Here is a 22,841-nt window from a genome sequence, read left to right on the forward strand (position 1 = left end):
GCGTGCGCTGGCCTACTGTGGGTTGTCGAGAAGGGGGGAGGGTGGGGGGGGGGGGGGGGGGGGTGGGGGGGTGGGGGGGGTTGGGGGGGGGGGGGGGGGGGACCGCACCCCCTCCCCCCCCCCCCGCTACCCGACCCGCCGTGGGCACCGAGGGCATCACCGAGCAGTTCCGCATCCGTCCCGGCGCGAAGGCGAAGGTCGACTCTGGCTACCTCTCCATCCACGCCCAGCGAGGAATAGGCGAGCGCTCGTCTACCTGGTTCGCTTCTTCGTTACTTCGGTTCCTCGGCCTGCAGGGTGTCGCCGCGCAAGGCTTTGTCCGTGGCCCGTCCGATGACAGCAGTTGCTCCTGCGTCCACAGCGCCTCCGACAATGCCCCCCAGGATCGGGACCCCCTTGGCGAGCGTGATCGCAGCGCGCTGGGTTCCGTACTTCGCGACGAGGTAGGTCCCGGCCTTCTTGTTGATCGCCCGGATCATCGCGATCGGGATCTTCTTGATCATCTGCTCGCCGATCTTCTGGCCGACCTTCACCCCGAAGGCTGCCAGGACGCTCTGCGTACTCATCCCGATCGCGAGCATCATCACGACGGTCCGCACGTGCGGGTCACGTATGTCCCATCCCCGAAGGTGCGCGATGGAACCAGCCATCCTCATGTTGATGGCGACGGATGCAGCCACGTTCGCAGGGATCGTCACGCCTGCAACGAGCAGACCCCCGAGCCCGGTAACGAACCCCTGAGTCCCAGCCGCAGCCACGGACTCCTTGATGAGGCGGGCGACGACCGCATCGACGTCATCCTTCATGTCCTCAGGAGAACGGCGCTCGTCGTCACCAGGTGCCCTGTAATCGGTGCCCTGCCTACGCGAAAGACGGTCCTCGGCCCAGGTCACCGACCCAGTGATCGGCCCCACACCGTTCACCATGACCTTCTCCGCAAGACCAGCAATCCACTGCCCAGTCTTCTCGACCGCTCCGTCGTCAGACGTCTTCTTGTCAGCCATCACACGCCCCCTTCTGCGAGCGCCCCACGAGAGGCATCCCGCACTGCTGCGGGCAGGAGAAGGATTCCGGTCGCAGGCATCTCCGGCAAGGCTGCGGGCGGCGAAAGCTGCGTCCCTCTCGCTACCGCTCGTCCACCCCTTCGCACCACGACGTCCTTCGCCGCGCTGCCTTCACGAGTGAAGCGGTTGCATCTTCCCGTGTAAGTGAAAGCATCGTCAATTTGCTTGATTTGAGGATGGTGGGTAGACAGTGTCGGCTACCTGCCCCGCAGTTGGCTTCCACCAGGAACGGGCTCGGCTGCCCGGTCCACGAGACGTATCGGCCGTACCGGGCCCGGGTGCAGGCGACGAACAGCAGGCAGCGTTCCGCGGCGAGGTCGGCCTCGTGCTGAAGCCGGTCGACCTCCTCCTGTCTCCGCCGCGTGGACCAGGGGCTCGGAACCGTGCAAAGCCGAGCCGTACCCCATCAGGGTGTTGTGCCGTCCGCTGTCGGCCAGTTCGGCGTAGGGCCGGCCGAGCAGGAGTCCCGTCGCTCAGCTGAGGATCTCCTGGGCGGAGCGGTAGTTCTTGCGCAGCTTGGTCGAACGGCCGGCAACGCTGATGCCGAGGGACTTCAGCGACACCCGGTTGTGGTAGATCCGCTGGTGCGGTCGCCCGCGATGAACAGGTCGTCGGGCCGCCGCGGGGCGGCCGCGCGGAGCATCCGCCGCTGGGCCGGGTGGAGGTTCTGGGCCTCATCGATGACGAGGTGCCGGTAGCACGGCCCCCGCTCGGTCGGCAGGTCGGTGACCTCCACGCAGGTGCCGAGGTATACGCGCAGCCCATCCTCGGCCAGGCGGCGGGTGAACTCCTCCACGGTCCGCCACACCAGCGGCCGAGCTGAGACCGGCCGCGCGCTGCCGCGGCCCCGGCGCTCGCAGCGCTCGTACTCCCCCGGCTGCGGACGCCTTGGGCGAGGACGACGTGCTTGTACTCCTGGGCGAGGAGCTGCGGGGTGCCGGTGAAGCCGGTGGCTTCCGCGGCCTGCTCCCAACGGGCGTTCTCCTCATACCCGGTGCGCGGCCGACGGGAGGTGTTGACCACGCGTCCGGCGAAGGCGTCGACGGTCATGACGTCGACCCGGTCGCGCAGGTCCGGGTCGACGACGAGCCGGAAGAGCCCTTCGTTGAAGGAGTCCACGGGGGCGGAGGTACGCCTGGTCGCCGAAGGCGGCGAGGCCACCGAGGCCTTGGTCCGGGGCGCGTTCACCCCCGCCGCGCCGCGCCGCGCAGACCGCGCTGGGCAGGCTGGTCGGGACGCTGGCCGTGGCGGACGGGGCAGGACAGCTGGCCCTGCGACCGTGGAAGATCGCGACCCTCCAGCTGGGTCGCCGACCGGCCCGCATCCCGTCCCGCCCGGCACGGCCGCCTCGGCGACCCGCGCGCGGCCAGCGGCGACCCGGCGGTGTCGGCGAGCCCGCCGGCCTGGCCCGCTATAGGTGGGTACTGGCAACGCCGTTGAGGACGGTCGAGGGGAGATACGGGCGGGACGGTGCACGGCGACGGATCGCCGCACCGCGACAGGGAGCGTGGTCTCGTGCATTGTCCGCCGGAGCCTGTCCGCCTCGGCCGTGCCACCGCCTACTCACCGGCGACTCTGCGTGGCGGTGTCCCCGCGCGTGGTGGCGGAGTATGCGTACGGGCATCCTGACGGCCGGAGCGGGGTACGCGACAACCCTGGCAAGCGACGCTGGGGCCGTTCGACCGCGGCCTTTCTCGGCGGTTGCTAAAAGATGATCTCCTCCAGGCTGCCCGCCGAATACATGGCGGGGATCGCGCCGGAGCGTCTGGCCGAGCAGTGGATTCCCGACGAGCCTGAGCTGAGGTCCCTGGACCGGTTCCCCGACTTCCTGGCTGCCCGCAGGCGCTTGCTGGCCAACGTCCTCAACGAGCTGCTGGGCCTGCCCACCTACGACGGGCAGTCCGCCCACCGGGAAACCGACGAGCTGCCTGCCGACGAGGAGGTGATCGCGGAGGATCCAGCCGCGCCCAAACTGGTCGGGGCGGCAGTTCAGGAGCTCCGTACAGAGCGGGGTGTCGAGATCCACGCGCTCTACGAGAGCCGACGTACCGATGCCTACTACGACCCGTCGTGCCGCACGGTGACGATCCCCTCCGGTCCCGGCCGCGGCGAGTACGAGACTCCCAGCGGGGCGGCAGTCGCCGTGGTGCACGCCCTCAACCCGCACGTCAATCCGAATCGCAACGGATGGTCGTTCTGGACCGTCACTGCCACGGGACAGCTGCTTCAGAGCATCAGGTAGTGGCTCGTCCGCCGCCTCGACATCGACTACACGGTGCCTTGTTCGCGGGGACGTGCCGCTTGCCGGTCAGGGGATGAACCCGCCAGGGGCTGCTTGTCGTGCAGGCGATGAACAGCGAGGACGGGGGGCCGTCAGGGTGTCGGGACGCGCTTCGGGACTCGCAGCCGGAAGGCGCTGAGAACCAGTGCCGCCCGCGCATCCCAGGGCGAGGAATCCGCCCCAGTCGAGGTAGGAGTGCTTGCCGGAGACGCTGAGCTCGATGCCCACCCAGAAGGCGCACGGCCCGGTGGTGAGCACTACTCAGGAGGTGCAGGGGGCCCTGCGCGCTCGCCGTCGTCGGAGCCGGCCGACGGGGTCACACCCCCGCCTCCACCAGGAACGGGCTGGGCTTGCCGGACCAGGAGACGTACAGGCTGTCCCGTGCGCGGGTGCAGGCGACGAAGAGCAGGCAGCGTTCCGACAGCCGTCTCGTGCTGTCTGGCGTCCATCTCGGGCGGGGTGATCGCCTTCGGGAACGGCAGCGTCTCCTCGGTGACGCCGATGACCGCGACGCAGCGGAACTTCAGGCCCTTGAAGGAGTGCATGGTCCCGGCCAGAACGGTCGTCGCTTCCCCGGTGGCGATATCGGCGGCGCGCAGGGTGGCGGCGGGGATACCGGCGTCCTTGAGACGTCCCACCGCCTTCGCGCAGGTCCTGTTGAACCGGGCGCTGATCCCGATCTCCCTGCTCCGATGCCCGCGTCCAGCCAGGCCCGTACGTGCGTGACGAGCGCGTCCAGTTCGGCCTCCTCGGTGGCCGACGCGTGCACAGCCAGCCCGTCGCCGTGGAGGGCGGAACGATAGCCGAGGAGGGTTTCGTTGCGGTTCTCGTCGTCCAGCTGGGCGATGGGGCGGCCAATCAGCAACGCCGTGGACCAGCGCAGGATCTCCTGCGTACTGAGGTAGTTCTTACGCAGCTTCACCGACCGCCCGGTCACCTTGATGCCCAGCGATTTCAGCGACACCCTCGAGTCGTAGATGCGCTGGTGCGGGACCCCTGCGATGAACAGGTCGTCCGGGCGGGCGGGGACGGCCGCGCGCAGCAGTCGCCACTGCGCTGGGTGCAGGTCCTGTGCCTCGTCCACCACGACGTGCCGGTAGCGCGGTCCGTGCTCCTCGAGCAGCCTTGCCGCCTCCGCGCACGTCTGCAGCCAGGTGCGGGCCCGTCCGCCGCGAGGCCGGCCGTGAAGCGCTCGACCGTCTCCCACACCAGTGGCCGCTCGGCCGCCCAGTCGGCTCCCGCGGCCCCACCGGTCCGCCGTTTCGTACTCGGCCAGGGTCCGGATGTCCTGGGCCAGGATGACGTGCCGGTACTCCTGGGCGAGGAACTGCGCGCTGCCGGTGAAGCCCGTCGCCTTGGCGGCCTTGCTTTAGCGGCTCTCCTCCTCGTTGCTCATCAGCGGGCGCAGTACCACCGCCCCCGGTGCTTCGGCGACGACCCGGCTCGCGAAGCCGTCCACCATCACCGCGGTGCGGCGTGCGGCCACAGCTCGCGGGCCAGGCCGGTGAGGACCAGGCGCTGTCTGCGGGTCATCGAGGCCGGCAGGCGCCGCGCGTAGCGGGAGGCGCGCATGTGGCTGCGTCGTGCGCTGCGGAGGTCGCCGCGGTGGCGGGCGGCGGCGATGTCGCGCAGGGTGTCGTCCAGGGCCATCAGCAGGTCGGCCCGTGGGATTGATCCCGGCCGCAGCGCGGATGCCTCCCAAGTACGCGGGACGCGTTCGTCCCAGATAGGTCCGCCACCGGTCAGGCGCGCCGCTCGTCGTACGCGCATAGTTGTCCCCCTTGCTGTGTGAAGTGACGGTTCCTCGGTCAGGCCCACAGCGGAGCTGCTTGTGGGATGTCTTGTCCGGCCCCGCCACGGAGGCCGTGTTGTTCCACCCGCGGGTCGGTGTCGGGGTCAGGGCGCGGGGTCGGCCTTGGCGGTGTCGTTGACGTTGTCGAGGCAGGCCTTCATGAAGTCGTCGCGGTGGACGGTGCCGCCGTTGGGCTCCTTGGAGATCTGGGAGTACTGCTGCGAGCAGGTGGTGTCGCTGGCGGTGAAGGTCAGGTCGCCATCGTCGGTGTAGATGCCCCCGGTGATGACGCCGGCTGCGTAGACGCCGAGGAGGGTGGAGCGACCGAAGACCGGCTTTTCCACGGTCTTGGTGACCGTCTTGGTGACGACCTTGGGCGGGCGGGCCTCGGCCTGCTCGGCGCGGTGCGTGGCAGTGGCCGTCTGGCGGCGGGCGGCCTCCAATGCGGAGTGGGTACGTATGTGGTCGACCACGGTCACGGTGCCGGAGGCGGCGGCCAGTCCGCAGGCCGCGATGGCGATGATCTTCTCTCTGGTCACTGAGCGTTCCTTTGCGGAGGGCGGGCGAAGCGCTTGCGGGGTTCCTGCAACGGGTGCTGCGGGCTGGGGTCAGCCGCCGAGGGTGAAGGCGATGTCGCCCTTGCGGAGTTCGGCCTCCGTCTTGGTGAGGTCGCCACGGTGGGAGACCTCGACGCGGTAGAGCTTGGAGCCGGCCGGGATGCCGTGGACGGTGAACTTGAACAGGCAGGTGGTTCCGACGACTTCGCCGGTGGTCAGGCTGTCGGCGGCGACCACCGTGCCGGAGGCGTCGGAGATGGTGACCTCGGTGCCGGCGTCGAGGTCGTCGTAGCCGTCGTCGCCAGTGCAGGAGCCGCTGTCGTTGGTGAAGCCGTCGGGGTCCATGAGGAAGATGCCGCCGGTGGTGGTGAAGGTGTCCGGGGCATCGGCGAAGTCGATGGTGGTGCCGACCCAGGCGAGGGCGACCAGGGCGGCGCCGGCCACTGCGCCGAGGGTCAGTGCGGTGGTGGGGCGCATGCCGCTGATTCGTGTGGCGAGCGACGGGCGCGGCTGCGGCGGCGCCGGCGCTGGTGCAGGAAGCGGTGGTGTGGTGGGCGGGGCGGGGACGGTGACCTCGGATGCGGCGGGCGCGGTCACGGGGGGTGCGGGAGCCTGGCCGGTGGCCTCGGAGGCGGTGTCGGACATGGCGGTGGTTCCTCTCGCGGGGACTGCAGTGGGTGTCGTGCGGTGGTGCGGGAGGTGGGGGTGGTCAGGCGGTGGCGCGTCGCCGGTGGTCGGCCAGGGCGCCGGAGGCCCACAGGGGTACGAGGCGGGGGAGTTCGGTCGGGGCGACCTGGCCCCGTACGCAGCGCAGGCCCAGCTTGGCGAGGGAGTCGGCGGCCTCGTTGAGGGGGTGGCCGACGTGCGCCTTCTCGTGGACGAAGGTCAGGTCCGGGGTGTATTCGGCGATCATCTGGAGCTGTGCGAGGGTGGGGGTGCGGCCCTGGGAGCGGAGGCGGGTGTCGTAGCCCTCGGGCATCCCGCTGTCGCCGCGCTGCCAGGCGTGCAGGTGGGCCAGGGCCTCGATGTTGTCGACGCGGACCTCGACCGGGTGGCCGGGGTGGGCGGCGAGGATGCGCTTCAAGCCCCAGTAGACCGCGCGCAGTTCGGTGACCAGGACCCGGATGCCGGGGCGGGCGAGGTGCCTCGGGTAGAGGTGTGCCCGCAGGCCGGCGTGTCCGGTGGTGGCGAGGTATCCCGAGGCGACGCGGTCCGCGGCCACGGATGCGTCGGTGGCCAGGACGATCGGCCCGGATATGGCCTTGACCTGGTCGTCGATGCAGATGCCATGGCGCTTGCGGGTCTGCGGCCGGGGTGCGTGTGCGAGCGGTGAGCGGCGGCCCACGACGGTCCTCCTCTTCGTGGCGATGGGGGCGGCGGGCGGCCCAGGACGGCCCGCCAGCCGGGCGGGGCGGCGGTGGCGCGGGTGGTGCTCGGCGTGGTTCAGGTGGTGGGCGTGGGGTTGGCGTGGACTCCGGCGTAGATGGTCAGGAAGAGCTCCAGGTCGGCGGCCTCGTCCGGGGCGGCGCGTCCGGAGGCGAGCCGGGCGCGGGCTGCGCGGTGGGCACGGTGCAGGTAGCCGCTGTGGTCCAGGTGGTGCCAGAGGAGACGGAAGGCCTGCTGGTGGTCGTACAGGCTGGTCTCGTATCCGCCCTTCGAGACGCGGCGCGCCTGCTCCAGCAGGGCGCGGAAGTTGTCGTCGTCGCTGCGCTCCAGCACGGCGGCCAGGTGTCGGTGGTAGACGGTGAGCTCGGGCTCCTCGGACTTGGCCAAGCTGTGCTTCTCCCTGTCACTCGGGGTGTGGTGTGTCGCCTGTCGGTGCGCTGTGCCGGTCAGCCGACCTTGACCCACTTCTGGCAGCGGGTGGTCTTGAAGACCTCGCCCTTTCGGACGGTCACCCGGCCGCTGCCGTTGAGGTTCTCGTTGCTGATGATCGAGTCGAACTCGCCGCTGGAGTCCTGGGCCCGCTCCCAGTAGCAGCCGAACGAGCCGTCCGGCCCGGCGGTCCGGTACGTGCCGGCGGCCATGTCCGTGCCGACCAGGTACTCGCCGTCCCCGGCGACGGTGGTGGCGGGGCCCTTCGGCTTCGGCGGCTTGGCGGTCACCGTCGCGGTCACGGTCACCGTCGGAGCCGGGGCGGCGGCGGGGGTGGCAGTTGCAGTCACCGTTGCGGTAGGGGCAGGGGCGGCAGCCTTGCTGTCTCCGGCCTCGGCGTTTCCGCCGCCCATCCCGGCGCCGAGGATCAGGGCGACGAATCCGACGGCGCCGTGGGTGAGCCAGGCCTTGCGGCGCGAGGGCTTCGGCTGGGCCGGGGGCTGCGGCGGTACGCCGGGCCACGTCGCCCAGCCGGTGGTGTTCTGCGGTTCGGGGCTGGTCATGGCTGGCACTCCATGTGATCGAGGGAGGTGGGGCTTCGAGACCACCTGGGGCGTGCGGCGGCCGCAGTGAGTTCATGCGTGCATGCGGGAGCGCAGGTCCTGTAGGAGCGCTGCGTGAGCAGCGCTCCCAGGTGCAAGCGTGAACAGATAAGCAGATAGATGAAAGCACTGTCAATCGAGCTAACGGTTTTGAGTGGCGGGGTAAAGTGTTGGCGGTCAGCACGCCCACCAGGTCAGGAATGCCATGCCCAAGCCATCCGCGCAGGTGACCGCAGCCGAGATCTCCCGGCTCGCCGGAGTCACACGCGCCACGGTCAGCAACTGGCGCCGCCGGCACGCGGATTTCCCGGCCCCCGCCGGCGGCACAGACACCAGCCCGCTGTACGACCTCGAAGCGGTCCGCGCCTGGCTCGACGCGCGCGGCCACGGCACCGCCGCCTCACCGACGGAGGAACTCCGCGCTGCGCTGCGCCTGTACACGGGTGGCGGCAGCGCCGCGACCCGACTACTTCCCCTGGTGCTCGCCGCGGCTCAACGCGACGCGGCCCAACTCACTGCGCTGAGCAAGCTGCCCGACCCGGACCTCGCGGCCCGGTCGCACGACGCCGTCGCCGACCTCGCCGAAAGCGTTCCCGACGCCGAGTCGGTCACCTACACCCCCGCCGACGCCTCGTTGCTGCGCGCGCTCCTGCACTGCGTACGGGAAGAGGGCGGACGAGCAGCGCTCGACGTCCTGGCCGAACGCGAGCTGGAAGAGAGCGCCGCCAGCGGCGCCTACCAGACGCCCGAGCCGCTTGCCGACCTCATGGCCCGCCTGCTCGCGCCCGCCTCCGGCCCGTACCCGGCCCGGGTCCTCGACCCGGCATGCGGCAGCGGCACGCTGCTCGCTGCCGCGGCCCGTCGTGGGGCCACCGAACTGATCGCCCAGGACTCCCTCCCGGTGCAGGCCCAGCGCAGCGCGGTACGACTGCGCCTGGCCGCACCCGATGCGGAAATCTCCGTACGGGCCGGGGACAGCCTGCGCGCCGACGCCTTCCCGGAGCCCACCGCAGACGCGGTGCTGTGCAACCCGCCGTACGGGGACCGCGACTGGGGCCACGATGAGCTCGCCTACGACCCGCGCTGGGTCTACGGCGTACCGCCGCGCGCCGAGTCCGAACTCGCCTGGGCCCAACACGCTCTGTCCCACCTGGCGCCGGGCGGCCTGGCGGTCATGCTGCTGCCGCCGGCCACCGCCTCACGCTCCTCCGGACGCCGGGTACGCGCGGAACTGCTGCGCGGCGGCGCACTGCGCGGCGTGATCGCGCTGCCGCCGGGAGCGGCCACCCCCTTCCACATCGGACTGCAACTCTGGCTCCTGCAACGCCCCCAGCCGGATGGCGGCGATCGCCAGACCGTGCTCTTCGTCGACTTCTCGGGTGACCAGACAACGGCCGACCGCGCCTCGACCCGAACGCGAGGCGGGCAGGCGGCGCTGGACTGGGAGGCCCTGACCGCCAGCGCGCTCGAATGCTGGCAGGCGTTCGATGCGGACCCGTCGGGGTTTGCCGACACCCCCGGCATCGCACGCGCGGTGCCGGTTATCGACCTTCTCGACGACCTCGTCGACCTCACCCCTGCCCGCCACGTCCGGGTCACCCCGCCCGCCGCCGACCCCGCCCAGGTCGCCAAGCGGGCGGACGAGCTGACCGAGCGCTTGGGCCGCGGCATCGGGGCACTCGCTGATGCCTCTGCTCTGGGCACCTGGCAGCCGGCGGGGGACAGGTCGCGGGAGTGGCGAACGGCGACTGTCGCCGACCTCGCACGAGGCGCCGCCCTCTCGGTACTGCGGGCAGCACCTGCCGTACGAGGGGCGGACGATGCAGATCTGCCGAAGGAGTACGCGGGTCGGCCCGTCCTCACCGCGTCCGATGTCGCGACCGGCGTCCGCGCCTCCGGCAGTCACGACGAGCAGCGCCTGGCCCACACGGTACCCATCGAGGTCGGCGATATCCTGGTACCGCGCATCGTCAGCGCCCACGGCACCCGGGCCCGCGTGGCCGACGAGCAGGACGCCGGCTGCCTGCTCGGCCTCAACGTCCACCTCTTCCGGCCAGATCGGGAACGCCTGGATCCGTGGTTCCTGGCCGGCTTCCTCTCCGCCGAAGACAACATCAGCAGCGCCTCCACCGGCAGCACATCCGTACACCTCGACTCTGGACGGCTGCGCGTTCCGCTGCTGCCGATCGCCGAACAACGCCGCTACGGCCAGGCGTTCCGGCGCCTGCACGAACTACGCACCGCCGCACAGCAGGCCGCGGACCTCGCGGCGTATAGCGCCGGACTGCTGACTGCCGGCCTCACCAGCGGCGCACTGCTCCCCCCGGACACCGATTCCGTCTGAGCCCGGCCCGTCCACCCACGATCCACTCAGGCAGTGGGCGGCAGGAATTCGCTCGGCGTGCCGCTCCAGGTCACGCTGAGCGCTTCGCGGGCGCGGGGCAGGCGACGAAGGGGAGGCAGCGCTCCCGGAGCAGGTCGGCGTCGTGCTGCAGCGGATCGGCCTCGCGCGGGGTGATCTCACGGACGAACGGGACGGTGCTCTCGGTGACGCCGAGGACGGACAGCGTTCTGGAGTCCACAGTGCGACGGCGTCGAGCACTCCTCCCTCGTCCCGCCAGGCCCAGGATGTGCAGCCCGGGAGTGCTACTGATGCGGGATGACAGGTCAGAGGGCGGGATGATGCTGTCAGTAGGGGCTGCTCAAGTGGAGCGTCCACTGTGGTGCCACGCTGGTTGTGCGCCGGGTCGTGAAGTGTGCTGCCTTCGGCAGGAAGCGGCCGTATGCGTGACCGGGGCCGGCACACCTTGGCGCGGACGACTCCGTAGCCGAGCGGAACGGCGGCCTGGTCGCGCGCGGCTGGCTTGCTGCACCAGGGGACCGTCCGTACGCAGTCTTCTGTCCGGCCGTGACCACGCGGTGTGCACCGCAGAGCACGAAACGACCCGACTTTGAGGCGGCCCGCAGATCGCCCAGGAACCCGGGAACACCGATCAACTCCTCGACGTCCATGGCCATCAGGGCGTCGACAGGGTCGCCGAACACGAGAGCGCCCCCGACCGTGTGGCCGAGGGCGTCATCGGCTGGTTGCGGCTACGCCTCGGCCTGCTCGCTCAGCGGGCGGAGCCGGAAGATCGTCCGGCATGCCGGACAGGCATACAGCGTCATGCCGGGGCCGCTGTTCGCGTGCACGATGCGCACCGCGACGGCATTGGGTGAGGTGCGCTGGCACCAGTTGCAGTAGTGGTAGGTAGGCTCCGCCATGTCGCGACTCCTCGGGTCGTGGCCACGCCCCGGGGGTGTTCGCGCACTCGCCGGGGTCCCTTTCCCATATACCACGGTAGACCATGGACAGCCATGGTGCACCATGGGCTGCCGATGCGGGCAACGGTGCACCGCGTGACGATCGTCGTATGGCTGAGTACGAGTGGCAGCGCATTGCGCGGGCGATCGCTGATGACATCGCGTCCGGGCGCATCCCGCCGGGCGGGGCGCTGCCGGGCATCGTGCGCATGGCGGAGGAGTATGGCGTCGCCGATCGGACCATCCGGCGCGCGCTCCAAGACCTTCGGGAGCGGGGACTCATCGAGACGCTCCCGTCGAAGGGATCATTCGTCACCGAGCCGGCTGACGACCAGGACGGCGTGTAAACGCAAAAAGCCCTCTCCGCCTGAGCAGGGCGGATTCGCGTGATCGTCGCAACGCTGCAGGCTCATGGTGCCAGAGCGGCGGCGAAGGCTCGGGCGGGGGTCTGCCAATCCAGGGTTGCGGGGTCGGTTGTTCAACCGGTGCTCGATGGCACGGAGGTCCTGAGCAGTGTGGAGGGAACGGCGCGTCGACCATCTGCCGGTGGCAGTAGCCCTCCAGCCACCCCGGCACCGGCAGTAGCTCCCGCACCGCCGCCCACTCGGCGTCCGTCATGTCCGACGGATACCTCGGCTCCCGGCCCGGCGGATCGCCCGCATTCCCGAACCGGTGCGCGAGACAATCACACCACCGGGTGGACTCGACGGTGGAACCCTCCCGACCGCGGAGGCACTGCGACCGCACGACGCGGAACTCTCCGAGGCACGGTTCGTGACCCTGGAGAAGATGCGGGAACTGGTCGGGACACGCATGCGACACCGCTTGGACGCCGCGATTCGTGCCCAGGACGAGGGCGGCTGGCATACCTGCACGATGGTGCAGCGGCATGGTGATCCTCGACGAGGTTCGCCAGGTTCCGCGGGAGTGGTAGATCCCCAGCGGCGCCAGTACGAGACCGATCAGGGCCCCGATCTCGGACTTCAGGCTGATCTTGCGGACGACGATCGCGACCAGGGAGACCTGCAGATCCTTGTCTCCCCATACCCGAGCGCCTCGAGCCGGGAGTTATCGAGATCGGCCAGCTTCCCGGCCAGCTATATCTGGGAGTTCACTGCGCCGCACTCCCCAACGTCGCGTGGGTCGTGGACTCGGGCGGGCCTCCGCCGTAGCCGTTTTCACCTCGGGCCAGCATGAACGGCGAGGGACTTCCCACAGGCCCGATCGGGCGGTCATCGTCAGCGTGTAGACCAACGGCCACCGATCGCCTCGGGGCCCGTCGCGGTGACATGGGCCTGGACTCGCACCACCGTGCCATCGACCGGCACTGCACCCTCTGCACGGTCCGAGTCGGTCGCGGCCCGCTCGCACCGTCCTTCGTGACGACGAGACAGCGCAGTACCGCACGACCGTCCTTGCGCCGAGTCCTGCGCTCGGGTCACCACCGCCGGTGAACTGCGAGGCGACGACGACCGGCGAACTCCCGTCGTCCAGCTCGGTGCTGCGCACCGACACGGTGCTGCGCAGCAGCTGCGCAGTCCCGACGCTCAGCTGCGCGCCAGCTGCCGACCGGTTCCGCAAGCCGGCACGACGACAGCCGGAGTGCCGGCCAGCACGCCGGGGAGCGCGGCGGCGCGCCCCTCCACGCCGGCCGCAAGGGCGGCAAGCACCTCGCCAGCCCGATCGGAGCGACGTCGTGAGCGCCCGCCTTGCGCCCTTTCCCCGTTTCACCGGCGCCGAGCCCTGCCAGGGCCCTGACGTCGACCCCGAGTGGTGGAGCAGCAGCAACACCACAGACCGGATCGCCGCCGAGCTGTTCTGCATGCGATGCCCCACCCGCGAGGCGTGCCTTGCCTGGGCGCTGGACCACCCCACGGAGGCCGGTGACGCGATCTGGGCCGGCACGACCCACAACCGGCGCTACCAGCTCCGCCGCGAATTCGGCCTCATTGCACGAGAGGAGAAGAAGTGAACGACGCCGCCCGCGCCCTCGTCATCGAGCGACTCAAGCAGGGGTGCAGCGCTGACGCGATCCACGCCGAGGTGCCCGGTGTTTCGGTCGGTGAGATCGTCGCCATCGCCGAGACCGAGCAGCTGACCCGGTCTCAGGCCGGATCGCTCCCGACGGCGGACCTCGACCCGAAACTGGTACACACGCTCGCAGCCCTGGCCTGGGGCGAGGACCACCCCACCGCCCGCATCCGGAACCTGGCCCAGCGCACCCGCGCCGGGCTCACCGATCTGCTGCAGCTCCAGCGTGACAGCGCAGAGATCGAAGCGACCGAACGGGAGATCAACGAAGCGAAGGAGCAGCTTGCCGCCGCCCAGGGCAAGCTCCGGCGCCTCAAGAACGGCGCATCGAAAGCCCCCTCGGCCGGCACCACGCCGGGCCACAAGCAGAGGCGCAACGAAATCCGCGAGTGGGCCCGCGTGAACGGCTACGAGATCGGCGACCGAGGCGCGATCCCGAAGTAGATCATGGACGCCTGGAACGACCGCGGCAACAAGCGGCCGACCGTCCCCACACAGCGCCAGGCCAGGTAGCCAATGGCCGCCTTATCCGTCGTACCGGACGGCGGTCAGTCGCTCGCCGGTACGGGGCGGGTCACCCTGCTCCGTACCGGCGGCGGCGCCGCCTTCGGCGCGTACGCGCTGCTCTACACCACCCGGCCGACCACCGACGGGGGAGTAGAGGCGATCGTCGCCGCCACCCGCCCCGAGGACACCGACCCGGCCTGGCAGCTTCACCGACCCCAGCGCCACGGACCCCAGGCGGGGGAGAGCCGGCCGCTGACGCGCTGGGCGGCCGCCCTGGAACCCGACAAGCGCAAGTCCGAGACCCAGGCCGCCTACAACCAGCGCCTGGCCCAGACCCTGATCCGCATCGCCCACAACGCCCGCAGCATCCCCCCGCCAGGACTGGTCGACCTTCCGCTCGCCACCTGGGAGATCACCACCGACCACCTGATCCACCTCGCCGGCCGACACCTCGGCCACACCGTCGCCCGGATCGGCCGCCTGGTCGCCGTCGAACCGAAGGAGGCATGACCATGCCGATCCGACCGGAGAACAAGAGCCGATACCCCGCCGACTGGCCGGCCATCTCCCTCGCCGCGAAGCAGGCCGCCGGCTGGCGCTGCGCCTGCACCGGCCAGTGCGGCCGCGGCACCCATCACAGGCGCTGCCCCAACCGGCAGAGCCAGCCCGCCTACGGCACCGGCACGACCGTCGTCCTGACCACCGCACACCTCAACCACCAGCCCGAGGACGTCCGCCCGGACAACCTCGCCGCCATGTGTCAGGGCTGCCACCTGCACCACGACAGAGCCCACCACCGCGTCACCGCAGCGCTCACCCGCGCCGCTGACCTGGCCGCCGCCGGCCAGCTCGCCCTCGAACCCGTCGCCGACCTTGCCATGCCCACCGAGCCAGTCCTGCCACCTGCCCCACCGGCCGCCCCGGCGTCCGTGTGCGGCGAGCCGCTGCCCTTCTTCAACCACCCCGACGACACAGAAACCACGGAGGTCCGTTCCTGATGGCCCGCATCACCGCCACCATCAGCCCCGTCCACGCCGACGGGACCGTCTGCACCCACAAGGTCACCGCCACCGGCAAGCCCAAGGAAGCCGACTGCACCGGCCGGGCCGCGTACCGAGCCACCCGCTCCGCCTGCACCTGGACCGACCAGAGCCAGGTCACAGCAGCGCTCGAGGACGACCGCAACCAGCACCTTCGCAGCCACCTCACCATCCCCGCCCCCATCGCCGTCTCCGCCTGAAAGGGAACTCCCACGATGAAGCTGCGCCTCGAACAGGCCCCGTTCGCCTCCGCCGTCGCCGACGCGGCCCGCGCCCTGCCCGCCAGGCCGCCCGTTCCGGTCCTCGCCGGCCTCAAGCTGGAGGCCGCCGCCGGCAAGCTGACCGTCGCCGCCTTCGACTACGAGGTGTCCGCCCAGGCCACCCTGGACGCCGACACCACCACGGCCGGCAGCGTCCTGGTCCCCGGCCGGCTGCTGTCCGACATCACCCGCGCCGTCAAGGGCAAGCACCCGCTCGACCTCGAACTCGTCGGCCCCCGGCTCGTGGTGACCTCCGGCAGCACCCGCTACACCCTGCACACCCTCCCGCTCGAGGAATACCCGAGCCTGCCCAAACCCGGCGACGCCTCCGGCACCGCGACCGGCCACGACCTCGCCGAAGCCGTCGCCCAGGTCGCAGTCGCCGCCGGCCGAGACGACACCCTGCCCATCCTGACCGGGATCCACCTCACCGTCGCCGACGGCAAGCTCACCCTCGCGGCCACCGACCGCTACCGCTTCGCCGTCCGCACCATCGACTGGACCCCCACCAGCGACACCACCAGCGGCCAGGCCGTCATCCCCGCCAAGGCCCTGCTCGACGCCGCCAAGATGCTCACCGACGCCGAACAGGTCGACCTCGCCCTCCCCACCAGCCAGGGAGTCTTTGGCATGGCCAGCCCCACCCGCAGCACCACGATGCGCGCCCTGGACGGCAATCTGCCCGACCACAGGACGCTGTGGCCCACCGAGTTCGAAGCCACCGCCGTCATCGACAGCGCCGAACTGACCGTGGCGCTCAAGCGGGTTGGGTTGCTCTCGTCGCCGAACGCGGCCACGCCGTCCAGCTCCACTTCAGCCAGGGCACCCTGTCGCTGACCGCCGGCAGCAGCGACGACGCCCAGGCCCACGACCGTATCGACGCCGACTTCACCACCGAGACCGGCGCCCCGCTCACCATCGCCTTCAACCCGGCCTTCCTGCTGGACGGCCTGGGCGCCATCGACTCCGACACCGTGCGCTTCCGCATCGTCAGCCCGACCAAGCCCGCCCTGCTCACCGGCACCGACAAGGACGGCAACGCCCCCAATGACGACTCACTGACCTACCTGATCATGCCGATCCGCGTCTCCAACTGACCCCGCCCCGGGGCGGCCGCCAGGTCGCCACGCTCAGCCGGCCGCCCCCGGCCTCCCCACCCCAACCACCGAGCGCCCGGGCCCCGGAGAAACCGATGAGCCTCGACCCGCGCACACCGTCTACGTCGTCAGCTGCGACAGCTGCGGCGTCACCTACTACGCCCAAGACCTCGAAGACGACGACTACGAACTCACCCTGCCCACTCAACAACTCGATCCGGCCTGGGCCCGCCGCAGCGACGCCACAGCGGCCGCTCCGCTGTCCGTCGACCACCCGTCGGACCGGCCCACCATCGTCTGCCTGTGCGGCTCCACCCGCTTCTGGGCCGACCTTGCCGAGGCCAACCTCCGCGAAACCGCCGCCAGCCGCATCGTCCTCGCCCCCCGGCTGCGACATGGAAGCGCCGCACCCGCTGTGGAGCAACTCGCAGCGCGCCGAGGAACTCAAGCAGCAGCTGGACGACCTCCACCGGTGGAAGATCCGCGCCGCCGACGAGGTCCTCGTCGTCAACCCCGTAGGCTACATCGGTGACTCCACCCGCGCCGAGATCCGCTTCGCCCACGAACTCGGCCGGCCCGTCCGCTACACCGACCCCCTCGGCTACGCCGTCATCCTCACCCGGCCCGAACTGGACCCGGTCCGCCTCGGCCCGTACGAGCATGAGCGCCAGGCCGAAGACGTCGCCGCAGGCCTGCGGCGCCAGATGCACAACACGCAGCACGTCGAAGGAACCACCATCGCCGTCGGCGACTACACACCCGACCGCGACCACCTGGCCGCTCGCGTCGACGCCGACCCGTACACACTCGCCGAAGCCATGGACGACGACCCAGGCGGCGACAGCACCGGCCGCAACTTCCCCGACCTCTACGCCAGGCTCATCGCCCAGGAAGGCTACGACCGCGCCGCCGAGCTCTGGGGCAAGGCCTGCCACGCCTACGACTACCTCCACCACGGACCCGACGACGACGCGTAGCAGCTGCCGGAATGGAGCCCAGCCGGACCGCTGTGCTCTGGTGATCGTCCACCGGCTGGCCCCATCTGCACACCTCCGGGTCGCCTTGTCTGCCGACTCTTCATAGCGTGAAGGCGTCTCGCCTGACAGGACGCGAGATTACGCAAGGAGCGGGCCCGTGCCACTTCGCACGTCCACGGGCTCGCTTCTGCGCTCTGGAGGGACAACGGATCCGCTCGCGAGCGGAAGTGGATATTGTGACCCGGCGGGGTTCACCATCTGGTGTCCGCTTCACAAGCCCCGCCATCGCGCCCCGGGGTCGCCGCTCTGGCCCGGGGCGCGTACGCATCTGCCAGGGACTCCGCTACGCTCCGCGGGCACGTCGTTGGGGCCCACGTCGAGCGTCGCCAGCGAACCGGGCGCGTCGCGGGCCGCCCTATGGACCCAGCAGCCCAAGGACCCTGTCGACCGCATCGACGACCGTCGTCCCCAGGGCTCCAAGGCTCTGGGCGATGCTGGCTACGGCAATCAGGGCGCCGCGCCGCTCCTCCGGGGGGCTCGCCTGCGAGGAGATCACGGGCAAGGAGTTGTCGATGACCTGCGCGGCTGCGGGCATGACCCCCTGATCGCGCAGTTCCTTCAGGAGGCGCGACAGTTCCGCGATCGCTTCGAGGAGAGCCGGGGGCGCCGGTTGCGCCCCGCCGGAGTGCTGGTGCTGGATCCCGATGTTGTGGGTCCCGCCGTTCATGTTGACGGTGTCACCGCTCACTTCTTCTGCACCCCCACGTTGCCCAAACCGCCGTACATGTTGACCTTGTCGCCGTAGTCGTAGTTATTGCGGTTGAAATTGATGGTTTCCACCCTCGCGCGCAGCTCCTTCTCCGGGTTCTCAACGGCCTCCACGATGTCAGCGACGAGCTGCCGAAGCCGCTCGCGGTCGGGCAGCGTCACCCACGCGCTTGCCTCGCCGCACGTCTCGATGACAAGCGCATACTGGCTCGGCGACGTCAGCACCTTCAGGAACCATGCGAACAGAACGATCACCAGACCGATGCCGACGACTCGCAGCTCGGGGACCGGACGGGCGAGGTACGCGATAAGGCCCCCGATCACGAAGTACCCGAACGCCCGCCAGCGTCTGGGCTTGAACTCGGCAGTCCTCACCCGCGCAAGGTTGTGCAGCGGATAAGCAGCCTCCCCCACCCACAGCATCCGCTTGCCGACGCGCAGATCGACGCTCTTCCCTTCAGGTGGCGGCACCGGCAGCGGCGGCGGCCCCAAGGTTCCCTTCGTCTCCATAAGTCCCCCGTACGCCATGCGGCTCCATGGCCGCGCAAGACTATTAGGCCTCGACAACTTGCCTTGTGGATAGGGGTAGTTGGCGGGCATCGAAATTGCTCGGAGCTCACGCCCTCACCAGCTTCCCGTTCTCATCCGGTTCCGCGTCCCTCGGTTCGTCGTCGACCTTGGTGCGCAGCCTCTCGTCCTCGACATCCACGTTGGGCAGGCGCGGTCCAGCCGCTACATGTGTCTCTGAATAGATGCCCGGCGGGCCAATCCCTGAAGCTGATGTTCCTCCCAGGCGCGGGGCTTGATGTGGCGGTTCGAACCGTCGCCCGTGCGTCGGGGACCCGCTACGACCCGTGGGCAGGAACGTCGTTAGGGCCCATGTCGATGCGGAGCCGGTGGAGGCGTACAGGGTGGCGCCAGCGGCCCCGATCGACGGCTGTGTCGCCGTGGAACTCGGCAACCAGCTGGGGCGCGACAGGGATGAAGGCAAGCGGTTCCCGGCTTCCCCAGCACCAGCTGGTGGGCGAACTGGCCCGGCAAGCCAGGCGGCTCACGGCCGAGGCCGGCCATCCCGTCACCGAGGACGTGCAGCACGAAGTCGAGGCGACCCTCCACGCGGTCCTGGCCGACCCACAAGCCGCACAGGAATGGGCCTCCGGCCGCCTTGTCAAAGGACTGACCCCGCCCGTGGGCTTCGCCGGGGCCGCCGTCTCAGGAGCAGCGCCCAGGACCGCCCCACACCGCCCTTCTCGTGGGCGCCCTCGATGCCGGGCCGGCAGTAGAAGCTCTCGATCCCGAAATGTGATCTGAACGCGATCCACCGGTCAGCTTCCACCCTTGCCCGGCTCAGACCCAACACCCGGGCGACGGCGGCCTTCAGGTTGTCGTAGCGGACCTTGCTCCGTGGGACCCCGCCCAGCGTGCGGAGTGCATTGCGCAGGCGACGACCAGCGCTATCGGGCCGGCCATGAGGGCCGTCCATACCCCGATCCGGGCGAGCGAGACGCGCGGTGCGCGGTGCGCGGCGTGGCGACAGAAGCGCTGCGCATAGCACGCAGCGGCTGGTGTTCAGTGCGGCCGCACGGACCGGAACGCGTCGAAGAGGGGGCATACCAGGGCTCCTGGGAGCGAAGCGATCAGGTGTTGTCGCTGTGGAGCTCGGCGCCACACCGATTCGCTCACCACCGGAACCTGCTTGAAATCGCGGTTGGGCATCCGCGTCCGTGGTGAGTTTCCGCAGTCCTCGGCGCGGAGGGTCTGTCGCTCACCATGCCTGGTGACAGGGCCCATTCCGGTTGCCCGGACAGAGAGCGGGAGAGCGAGCGGGCAGGCAGGAATCCAGAGTCTTGAACTCACCACGTTTACGAACCCAACTCACCACAGTCGACAGCGGAACTCACCACGCGAGGCTGCTGGTGGAGCCTCACATTCACCCGTGCACGTGCCGGTGGCGCGCGGCCTTCGGCTGCTTGGCACGCATGGCGTACCAGAGATTGACCGCGACCTTGCTGGCGCCGGTTTGTTTGGCCATCCGGTGGCGCACACAACCCTGTACCGACGCCTTTCCCGTGCAACGCTCGCACTATCCCGCCCGCGATTGCCCACACCATTCCCCGCACAATCACCAGCACCACTGGCACCCGGAAGCGGGAGTCACCCGAGCTCACGCACGCTTTTTTGCCCGGTGAGTTGCCAGACTTCCCCTCGTCTACTTCCCTTCTCTACGTCTGGGCGTTGATGGTGTGTGGTGTGGGTGCGGTGTGGGCGGTCGGCTTCGGGGATTCGGCCTGGCGCTGCGCTGGCTTGTGCGGAATGTGTCGGCGTGCGGCCGCCGGTGTTTGTGTCGCGCGCATCAGGGGAGCCGGCCGAGGCCGTGGGCCGCCTCGCCTCGGCTGGCAGGGGAGTGCGGTGACGCGGCAGTGCTCTACGACTGGCTGGCGGGCGACCTCACACCGGGCGAGGGCGAGAATGCCTTGGCTGCACCGGCAGTGGCCCGGCAGCGGGCGGCCGAGTGTCGGCTCGCCTTCGGAGAGATCGATACTGCCCTGCGGGTCATCGAGGACTGCCTGGCTCTGGCCGAGGAGCTCCCCGTGGCCTTCTCTGGCCACGTCGTAGACGTGTGCGCCGAGGTGAGGGTCGATGCCGAGGAGCGGTGCGCTGACCCGGGTGCCGCATAAGCTGCAGGGGTGCACGCTGTCGGCGGATGTGCCCGGCACGCGTCACTGCTCAGTGACATCCGGAACTATCGACCTGCCGTCAGTCCGCCCGCTGCGAGCCGGTCGCTCACATCGTTCACCAACCCCTTGCCGACGCACTCCGCCCGCGTCAGCAGTTGCTCGAAGGTTGTGAGGCGGCGGAAGGTTTCAGCATATTCGGCCTGCTCCTCCAGGGGGAGCTGGAGCACGTTCAGGCGTCTGATGTCGACGCGAGAAGAGCTGGAAGCATGCGTGCCCGCCTGGCGGCCGTTGGCCGGAGCACGCAGGCAGCCGGCGAGGAAGTGGGCGTCGAGCTTGTCCGGGTCGACGCGCAGTGCGTAGAGCTGAGGGCCAAGGGCGACCGGAGGGCCCTCGTGCACCCACGCCTTGAAGGCCCGGACGACCCCGGCAACCACCACGTCACCCGGCTCGGCGACCGTGTGTGCCGAACCTGGAGGGATCATTCCGCTGGGCGCGCCGTCCGTCAGTAGGTCAGGAACGGTGAGCAGCGGCACAGCGGGGTCGCGGTCCGGTGCTGAGGTGTCCGAGGGCTGCTGTCCGGCGCGCAGCGTGAGGGCGCCGGCCTTGACGAGGTCACCCACCGTGGCTGTCGTCCGTGGCTCGTCACCTGCGAAGTCGAGCTTCGAAAGGTGCCTCATGAGATTGCCGAGTTCGCTCAGTGAGCCAGCCAAATCCTCCCACGAGGCGGCGAGTTCGACCCCGGATGGCTCGGCGCTCGATGCGGTGTAGCGGCCCGGTGTGACGTCCACCTCGTCGTCCAACAAGTCGAGGAGGGACACGCGTACGGCACCTTCGGGCAGTGCACGGTCCGGCCTGTCGAGCTCAGCGACGGCTGCGAGAACGAAGTTGGTGAGGGCCTCCCATTCCGGGCCGGGTTCGCGAGCCCCGGCCTTGCCGAACTGCGTCGCATCGACCAGGAGCGCGTCCTGGCCGGTCGGTCCCGCGGCAGAACCTTCCGGGGCGGCCCGCAGAACCCACAGTTGGAGCGAAACGCTGTGTGGCTGCGCGCTCCCTGGCGGTAGCGCGACGACTGCTCGAAGCGTGCCCGTGCGCAACAGCGAGCCTCGAATGCGACGGCCCGCCTTCCGGGAAGCGACGGCCGGTGGGAGGACGACGACGGCACTGCCGCCCGGTCTCACATGTGCCAAAAGATGCTGCACCCAAGCGAGTTCAGGCTCGGTGCGTGGTGGCAGGCCGTGAGTCCAGCGTTGGTCTGTGGCGAGTTCCTCGTACCCCCAGTCGCGTTCATTGAATGGCGGGTTGCACAAGGCGATGTCTGCGCGCAGGTCGGTGAAGGGATCGTCGCGCAAGGCGTCGGCTGTGGCGAACTCCACGCGGACGTCCCGGCCTTCGATCGCGAATCCGAGTCTGGCGGAGGCGAGAGCGGCGAGAGCCGGGTCCCGTTCGCAGCCGAGGAGGCGCAGATCCGGACCGTCGTACTCCTGCGCTGCCGCAGCCGAGAGATGACCTGTGCCGCAAGCCGGGTCGAAGACGGTGAGTCCTCGGTCGTTCTTCCCGAGGCGGGTACCAAGAGCAATACGGGTCATGAGCACGGCCAGTTGGGGAGGTGTGGTGCTCAGTTGCCTTACGTGAGTGTCCAGCCATCTCTGGAGCAGGAACTCGAAGGTCTCCCGTGGGCCTTCGCTTCTTCCGAGTCTCGCAGCTTCCCCGATCAACTCCACAGCTTCGACTGAAAGGTTCGGAGTGGCAGTCCGTGCCCGGGGTGTGCGCATGCGACGTGCCGACTCGGCGATGGCGAGGCCCGACTCGTCTCTGCTCCCTAGGGCCTCGAACCGGGGCCAGAGGAACTCGCGCCCGCCCACGTCTTTGAGCTTGTCGTTGTCCCGGAGCCATTTCTCGACTTCGGCAAGTGAGAACTGAGGGCTGACGTCGGTGCCACCGATGCGGGACGGGAAGGAGTCGTGGCGACGGCGCCAGTTGCTCACCGCCGCGCGTCCCACGCCGGCGATCCGAGCGATCTCGGCCAGGCTGACCGGTACGGCGTTGGATGTGCTCATCGAGGGGGTCTC

General features: G+C 70.0%; 20 protein-coding genes and 5 pseudogenes. 11 read left to right on the forward strand and 14 right to left on the reverse strand.

Annotation, left to right across the window (positions count from 1 at the left end):
- Window positions 1-272 precede the first annotated feature (272 nt).
- Together ACFV9O_RS31960 and ACFV9O_RS31965 are read right to left on the reverse strand one after the other, a co-directional pair.
- On the reverse strand, window positions 273-1,004 hold the full coding sequence (locus tag ACFV9O_RS31960; protein WP_385423978.1) for an EcsC family protein: 732 nt from the start codon (window positions 1,002-1,004) through the stop codon (window positions 273-275).
- A 274-nt stretch (window positions 1,005-1,278) separates the two neighbouring features.
- Window positions 1,279-2,204 (reverse strand): annotated as a pseudogene (locus ACFV9O_RS31965) (hypothetical protein); the annotation flags it as partial.
- Between the two features lie 571 nt (window positions 2,205-2,775).
- Between ACFV9O_RS31965 and ACFV9O_RS31970 the strand changes: the two are divergent.
- Window positions 2,776-3,306, forward strand: coding sequence for a hypothetical protein (locus ACFV9O_RS31970; RefSeq protein ID WP_385423980.1), 531 nt, complete (start codon window positions 2,776-2,778; stop codon window positions 3,304-3,306).
- 355 nt (window positions 3,307-3,661) lie between these two features.
- Here ACFV9O_RS31970 and ACFV9O_RS31975 read toward each other — a convergent pair.
- The 7 genes and pseudogenes from ACFV9O_RS31975 to ACFV9O_RS32005 form a co-directional block, all read right to left on the reverse strand.
- Window positions 3,662-4,804 (reverse strand): annotated as a pseudogene (locus ACFV9O_RS31975) (3'-5' exonuclease); the annotation flags it as partial.
- A gap of 2 nt (window positions 4,805-4,806) precedes the next feature.
- Window positions 4,807-5,115, reverse strand: a complete 309-nt coding sequence (locus tag ACFV9O_RS31980) for a hypothetical protein (protein ID WP_385423982.1) — start codon at window positions 5,113-5,115, stop codon at window positions 4,807-4,809.
- A gap of 126 nt (window positions 5,116-5,241) precedes the next feature.
- Window positions 5,242-5,676, reverse strand: coding sequence for a hypothetical protein (locus ACFV9O_RS31985; RefSeq protein WP_385423984.1), 435 nt, complete (start codon window positions 5,674-5,676; stop codon window positions 5,242-5,244).
- 69 nt (window positions 5,677-5,745) lie between these two features.
- Window positions 5,746-6,339, reverse strand: a complete 594-nt coding sequence (locus ACFV9O_RS31990; protein WP_385423986.1) for a hypothetical protein — start codon at window positions 6,337-6,339, stop codon at window positions 5,746-5,748.
- Between the two features lie 64 nt (window positions 6,340-6,403).
- Window positions 6,404-7,039 (reverse strand): hypothetical protein, encoded by a 636-nt coding sequence (locus ACFV9O_RS31995; RefSeq protein ID WP_385423988.1) that lies wholly within the window; start codon window positions 7,037-7,039, stop codon window positions 6,404-6,406.
- A gap of 98 nt (window positions 7,040-7,137) precedes the next feature.
- Window positions 7,138-7,467 carry a hypothetical protein gene (locus tag ACFV9O_RS32000; RefSeq protein WP_385423990.1) on the reverse strand — a complete coding sequence of 110 codons (330 nt, stop codon included), beginning with the start codon at window positions 7,465-7,467 and terminating at the stop codon, window positions 7,138-7,140.
- 59 nt (window positions 7,468-7,526) lie between these two features.
- Window positions 7,527-8,072, reverse strand: coding sequence for a hypothetical protein (locus ACFV9O_RS32005; protein ID WP_385423992.1), 546 nt, complete (start codon window positions 8,070-8,072; stop codon window positions 7,527-7,529).
- A gap of 244 nt (window positions 8,073-8,316) precedes the next feature.
- Here ACFV9O_RS32005 and ACFV9O_RS32010 point away from each other — a divergent pair, with 244 nt between their 5' ends.
- A complete protein-coding gene (locus tag ACFV9O_RS32010) occupies window positions 8,317-10,455 on the forward strand; it encodes an N-6 DNA methylase (protein ID WP_385423994.1) in 2,139 nt (712 codons plus the stop codon).
- A 26-nt stretch (window positions 10,456-10,481) separates the two neighbouring features.
- Here the strand turns inward: ACFV9O_RS32010 and ACFV9O_RS32015 are convergent.
- Together ACFV9O_RS32015 and ACFV9O_RS32020 are read right to left on the reverse strand one after the other, a co-directional pair.
- Window positions 10,482-10,678 (reverse strand): annotated as a pseudogene (locus ACFV9O_RS32015) (hypothetical protein); the annotation flags it as partial.
- A 526-nt stretch (window positions 10,679-11,204) separates the two neighbouring features.
- Window positions 11,205-11,375, reverse strand: coding sequence for a hypothetical protein (locus tag ACFV9O_RS32020; RefSeq protein WP_385423996.1), 171 nt, complete (start codon window positions 11,373-11,375; stop codon window positions 11,205-11,207).
- A gap of 149 nt (window positions 11,376-11,524) precedes the next feature.
- Between ACFV9O_RS32020 and ACFV9O_RS32025 the strand changes: the two genes are divergently transcribed.
- The 8 genes and pseudogenes from ACFV9O_RS32025 to ACFV9O_RS32060 form a co-directional block, all read left to right on the forward strand.
- Window positions 11,525-11,761: a winged helix-turn-helix domain-containing protein gene (locus ACFV9O_RS32025; RefSeq protein ID WP_385423998.1), complete on the forward strand. Its 237-nt coding sequence runs from the start codon at window positions 11,525-11,527 to the stop codon at window positions 11,759-11,761.
- 1,349 nt (window positions 11,762-13,110) lie between these two features.
- On the forward strand, window positions 13,111-13,386 hold the full coding sequence (locus ACFV9O_RS32030; RefSeq protein ID WP_385424000.1) for a WhiB family transcriptional regulator: 276 nt from the start codon (window positions 13,111-13,113) through the stop codon (window positions 13,384-13,386).
- Window positions 13,383-13,889 carry a histone-like nucleoid-structuring protein Lsr2 gene (locus tag ACFV9O_RS32035; RefSeq protein ID WP_385424003.1) on the forward strand — a complete coding sequence of 169 codons (507 nt, stop codon included), beginning with the start codon at window positions 13,383-13,385 and terminating at the stop codon, window positions 13,887-13,889. The genes ACFV9O_RS32030 and ACFV9O_RS32035 overlap by 4 nt, the downstream gene beginning before the upstream one ends.
- A gap of 72 nt (window positions 13,890-13,961) precedes the next feature.
- A complete protein-coding gene (locus ACFV9O_RS32040; protein ID WP_385424005.1) occupies window positions 13,962-14,462 on the forward strand; it encodes a hypothetical protein in 501 nt (166 codons plus the stop codon).
- Window positions 14,463-14,464: 2 nt separating this feature from the next.
- Window positions 14,465-14,950, forward strand: a complete 486-nt coding sequence (locus ACFV9O_RS32045) for a hypothetical protein (RefSeq protein ID WP_385424008.1) — start codon at window positions 14,465-14,467, stop codon at window positions 14,948-14,950.
- A complete protein-coding gene (locus ACFV9O_RS32050; RefSeq protein ID WP_385424011.1) occupies window positions 14,950-15,192 on the forward strand; it encodes a hypothetical protein in 243 nt (80 codons plus the stop codon). The genes ACFV9O_RS32045 and ACFV9O_RS32050 overlap by 1 nt, the downstream gene beginning before the upstream one ends.
- Window positions 15,193-15,207: 15 nt before the next feature.
- Window positions 15,208-16,349 (forward strand): annotated as a pseudogene (gene dnaN, locus ACFV9O_RS32055) (DNA polymerase III subunit beta).
- A 259-nt stretch (window positions 16,350-16,608) separates the two neighbouring features.
- Window positions 16,609-16,945: pseudogene (locus ACFV9O_RS32060) on the forward strand (hypothetical protein); the annotation flags it as partial.
- A gap of 796 nt (window positions 16,946-17,741) precedes the next feature.
- Here the strand turns inward: ACFV9O_RS32060 and ACFV9O_RS32065 are convergent.
- On the reverse strand, window positions 17,742-18,074 hold the full coding sequence (locus ACFV9O_RS32065; protein WP_385424014.1) for a hypothetical protein: 333 nt from the start codon (window positions 18,072-18,074) through the stop codon (window positions 17,742-17,744).
- Complete coding sequence (locus tag ACFV9O_RS32070) at window positions 18,071-18,604, reverse strand: DUF6232 family protein (RefSeq protein WP_385424017.1); 534 nt, start codon at window positions 18,602-18,604, stop codon at window positions 18,071-18,073. Before ACFV9O_RS32070 ends, ACFV9O_RS32065 begins: the two co-directional genes overlap by 4 nt.
- A gap of 1,910 nt (window positions 18,605-20,514) precedes the next feature.
- Between ACFV9O_RS32070 and ACFV9O_RS32075 the strand changes: the two genes are divergently transcribed.
- Window positions 20,515-20,772 carry a hypothetical protein gene (locus tag ACFV9O_RS32075; protein WP_385424020.1) on the forward strand — a complete coding sequence of 86 codons (258 nt, stop codon included), beginning with the start codon at window positions 20,515-20,517 and terminating at the stop codon, window positions 20,770-20,772.
- A 65-nt stretch (window positions 20,773-20,837) separates the two neighbouring features.
- Here ACFV9O_RS32075 and ACFV9O_RS32080 read toward each other — a convergent pair whose 3' ends face one another.
- Entirely contained in the window at window positions 20,838-22,829 is a 1,992-nt protein-coding gene (locus ACFV9O_RS32080; protein WP_385424022.1) for an N-6 DNA methylase, read from the reverse strand.
- Window positions 22,830-22,841: the final 12 nt, after the last annotated feature.

The sequence above is a fragment of the Streptomyces sp. NPDC059909 genome, assembly GCF_042730885.1.
In the GTDB taxonomy this organism is placed as follows: Bacteria; Actinomycetota; Actinomycetes; order Streptomycetales; family Streptomycetaceae; genus Streptomyces.

Coding starts and splice junctions, on each gene's coding strand:
- ACFV9O_RS31960 (WP_385423978.1), bottom strand. CDS start 1,004: ATGGCTGACAAGAAGACGTCTGACGACGGAGCGGTCGAGAAGACTGGG.
- ACFV9O_RS31970 (WP_385423980.1), top strand. CDS start 2,776: ATGATCTCCTCCAGGCTGCCCGCCGAATACATGGCGGGGATCGCGCCG.
- ACFV9O_RS31980 (WP_385423982.1), bottom strand. CDS start 5,115: ATGCGCGTACGACGAGCGGCGCGCCTGACCGGTGGCGGACCTATCTGG.
- ACFV9O_RS31990 (WP_385423986.1), bottom strand. CDS start 6,339: ATGTCCGACACCGCCTCCGAGGCCACCGGCCAGGCTCCCGCACCCCCC.
- ACFV9O_RS32005 (WP_385423992.1), bottom strand. CDS start 8,072: ATGACCAGCCCCGAACCGCAGAACACCACCGGCTGGGCGACGTGGCCC.
- ACFV9O_RS32010 (WP_385423994.1), top strand. CDS start 8,317: ATGCCCAAGCCATCCGCGCAGGTGACCGCAGCCGAGATCTCCCGGCTC.
- ACFV9O_RS32020 (WP_385423996.1), bottom strand. CDS start 11,375: ATGGCGGAGCCTACCTACCACTACTGCAACTGGTGCCAGCGCACCTCA.
- ACFV9O_RS32025 (WP_385423998.1), top strand. CDS start 11,525: ATGGCTGAGTACGAGTGGCAGCGCATTGCGCGGGCGATCGCTGATGAC.
- ACFV9O_RS32040 (WP_385424005.1), top strand. CDS start 13,962: ATGGCCGCCTTATCCGTCGTACCGGACGGCGGTCAGTCGCTCGCCGGT.
- ACFV9O_RS32045 (WP_385424008.1), top strand. CDS start 14,465: ATGCCGATCCGACCGGAGAACAAGAGCCGATACCCCGCCGACTGGCCG.
- ACFV9O_RS32050 (WP_385424011.1), top strand. CDS start 14,950: ATGGCCCGCATCACCGCCACCATCAGCCCCGTCCACGCCGACGGGACC.
- ACFV9O_RS32070 (WP_385424017.1), bottom strand. CDS start 18,604: ATGGAGACGAAGGGAACCTTGGGGCCGCCGCCGCTGCCGGTGCCGCCA.
- ACFV9O_RS32080 (WP_385424022.1), bottom strand. CDS start 22,829: ATGAGCACATCCAACGCCGTACCGGTCAGCCTGGCCGAGATCGCTCGG.